Below are 2,388 nucleotides of genomic sequence, written 5' to 3' on the forward strand. Positions count from 1 at the left end.
CCCGCCGCCCGCGCGGCCGGGCCGCGTTGCGCCCGGCCGGGCTGCTGCTCGGCCTGGTGCTGCTGGCCGCGGCGGCCGCCCTGTCGCTGGCCGTCGGCACCAAGGGAATCCCCCTCGACCAGGTCTGGACCGGCCTGTTCAGCCCCTCGGGCACCGAGAACGACGCGATCGTGCGGGAGTTGAGACTGCCGCGCACCCTCATCGGCGTCGCGGTCGGCGCGGCCCTCGGCCTCGGCGGCGCGGTCATGCAGACCCTGACCCGCAACCCGCTCGCCGACCCCGGCCTGCTCGGCGTCAACGCGGGCGCGTCCGCCGCCGTGGTCACCGCGATCGGCGTCCTCGGCATCACCTCGTTCACCGGGTACCTGTGGTTCGCGCTGCTCGGCGCGGCCGTCGCCGCCACCGCCGTCAACGCCCTGGGCGGCGGCCGCTGGGCCACCCCGGTCCGGCTCGCGCTCGCCGGAACCGCCGTCAACGCGGCCCTGTTCGGCTATGTCAACGGCCTCTCGCTGTGGCATCTGAGCACCCTGGACGAGATGCGGTTCTGGTCGGTCGGCACGCTCGCCAAGCGCGACCTGTCCCTGCTGCTCACCGTCCTGCCGCTGCTGGCGGCCGGCGCGCTGCTGGCCTTCGCGCTGGCCCGGCCGCTCGGCGCGATCGCGCTCGGCGAGGACCACGCGCTGGCGCTGGGCACCCGGGTGCGGCGGGTGCGGGTGCTCTCCGTCGTCGCCATCACCCTGCTGTGCGGCGGCGCGACCGCCGTGTGCGGGCCGATCGCCTTCGTCGGCCTGATGATCCCGCACGCCGCCCGCGCGTTCTGCGGACCCGACCCGCGCTGGCTCATGCCGTACTGCGCGGTGTTCGCGCCGGTGCTGCTGCTGGTCTCCGACGTCGTCGGCCGGATCGTGGTGCCGCCCTCGGAGGTCGAGGTCGGCACGGTGACCGCGTTCCTCGGCGGCCTGCTCTTCATCCATCTGGTACGGCGGCGGAAGGTGGCTCAGCTGTGAGCCCGGTCAAGGAGAAGGAGCGGACGGCGGTGACCCGCCCCGGCTTGCGGCGCGGACTGCTGCGGGCCGGACGCTGGTCGGTGCGGTTCGACCCCCGGACGGTACTGGTCTGCGCGGCGCTGGCCGCGCTGGCGGCGCTCGCGATGGTGTTCGCCATCGGCACCGGGACCTACGCGCTGTCCCCGGCCGAGGTGGTGCGCACCCTGTTCGGCGACGGCCCGCCCGGCGCCGAGTTCGTGGTGCTCGACCTGCGGCTGCCGCGCGCGCTGGTGGCCGCGCTGGTCGGGTTCGGGATGGGCATGGCGGGCGCGGTGTTCCAGTCGCTCACCCGTAACCCGCTCGGCAGTCCCGACGTGATGGGCTTCGGCAACGGCGCGTCGGCGGGCGCGCTGGTCGCCATCATCGTCCTGGACGCGGGCGCCTCGCAGACCGCCCTCGGCGCGGTGTGCGGCGGCGTCGCCACCGCCGCGGCGGTCTATCTGCTGGCCTGGAAGCGCGGCGTGCACGGCTACCGGCTGGTGCTGGTCGGCATCGGCGCCTCGGCGGTACTGGGCGCGGTGACCAACTTCCTGTACCTGCGCGCCGACATCGGCAAGGCCGCCCAGGCCGCGAGCTGGACGATCGGCTCGCTCAACGCGCGGGACTGGAGCGACGTATGGATCGCGGCGCTCGGCGTCGTGGTGCTCGGCCCGGTGGTCCTGGTGTTCGCGCGCCGCCTGACCATGCTGGAGATGGGCGACGACACCGCCGCCGCGCTCGGCGTGCCGCCGGAGCGCAGCCGGCTGATCCTGCTGAGCGCGGGCACTGGGCTGACCGCGCTGGCGGTCGCGGCGGCCGGTCCGGTCCCGTTCGTGGCGATGGCCGCGCCGCAACTGGCCCGCCGGGTGACGCGGGCCGCGGGTCCCAACGTCCTGCCCGCCGCCTGGATGGGCGCCCTCCTGCTCACCGCCGCGGACCTGACCACCCAGCGCCTGACCGGCTCGGCCCTGCTGCCGGTCGGCGTCCTGACCGGAGTGGCCGGCGGCGCCTATCTGGCGTGGCTGCTGCGGGGGGAACGGCGGGGGGCGCGGCTGTGACGTCCGCTGCGGCGACTCGCGGCCGGGTCCGGTCCCGGGGGGCATTCCTCGGGCCGGAGGCCGTACCGGAGCGGCTGCCCCGGTGCCTTCAGTGACCGGGGGTGCCTTCGGTCGGTGGCGCGGGTGCGTGCGGTAGGCACCTGAGCCTTCCTGTGAGGGGTTCCGCCCTCGGTGGCGCGGGCGGCGTGGCGGTCGGGGGAGGCGGTGCGGGTGCCTGTGGGAGGCGCGTGCGCCTTCCCGTGAGGGGGGGGCCGCCCTCAGTGGCGCGGGCGCCCGCGGCGTCCGAGGCGCCGGACGCCGTACGT

2 protein-coding genes are annotated in these 2,388 nt (G+C 76.1%); both read left to right on the forward strand.

Annotated features, from left to right (window positions below):
* A partial coding sequence (locus ACTT8P_RS38140) for a FecCD family ABC transporter permease (protein ID WP_442836377.1) occupies positions 1-1,007 on the forward strand: 1,007 nt, incomplete at its 5' end.
* Positions 1,004-2,083 carry a FecCD family ABC transporter permease gene (locus ACTT8P_RS38145; RefSeq protein WP_442836378.1) on the forward strand — a complete coding sequence of 360 codons (1,080 nt, stop codon included), beginning with the start codon at positions 1,004-1,006 and terminating at the stop codon, positions 2,081-2,083. The genes ACTT8P_RS38140 and ACTT8P_RS38145, both read left to right, overlap by 4 nt.
* The last annotated feature ends 305 nt before the right edge of the window (positions 2,084-2,388 follow it).

This window comes from Streptomyces sp. JW3 (assembly GCF_052216785.1).
Classification (GTDB): Bacteria; Actinomycetota; Actinomycetes; order Streptomycetales; family Streptomycetaceae; genus Streptomyces.